This is a genomic window from Treponema sp. R6D11 (genome assembly GCF_054786075.1).
Map to the genome: position 1 here is coordinate 1 of NZ_BDHD01000944.1, position 439 is coordinate 439.

Genomic DNA, 439 nt, shown 5'->3' on the forward strand with positions numbered 1-439 from the left:
CCATAAAAAATCGTCTTTTGAAAACGTATATAAAAAGTTACCGTTTAATTTTACCCCAAAAACCGAAATTTCCGCGCCCGTCCTGTGCGCCATGCTTCCCGCGGTATCCAGTTCCTTATTAACTGGATCGGTTTTAAATTCAGATTCTACGGAAGTTGAGATTAAAAAATCAGATAACACGTCATTATCATTAACCGAAAGAAACGTTCCGCTCTTTTTATACTCAAATGCCGTCCCGGCGTTTATCCTGTAAGTCATCGCCGCTTCTTCAAGAATAATCTCGTCTATGAAGATGGTGTCATCAACAAGCTTTCCCGCCTGTTCAGGGGTTATCAAAACCGCCGTGTAGCCCGATTTCCCTTCAATTTTATCGCGTGATTGCGCTACAGGCGAATAACGAAACCACGATTCCGAAACGTCAACGCCATCGACGGTAACC

General features: G+C 43.3%; 1 protein-coding gene. It reads right to left on the reverse strand.

Features of this window, described 5'->3' with window-relative positions:
* Positions 1-439 (reverse strand): hypothetical protein (locus ACYVTD_RS16930; RefSeq protein ID WP_461248814.1); only part of this gene is annotated, 439 nt, incomplete at both ends.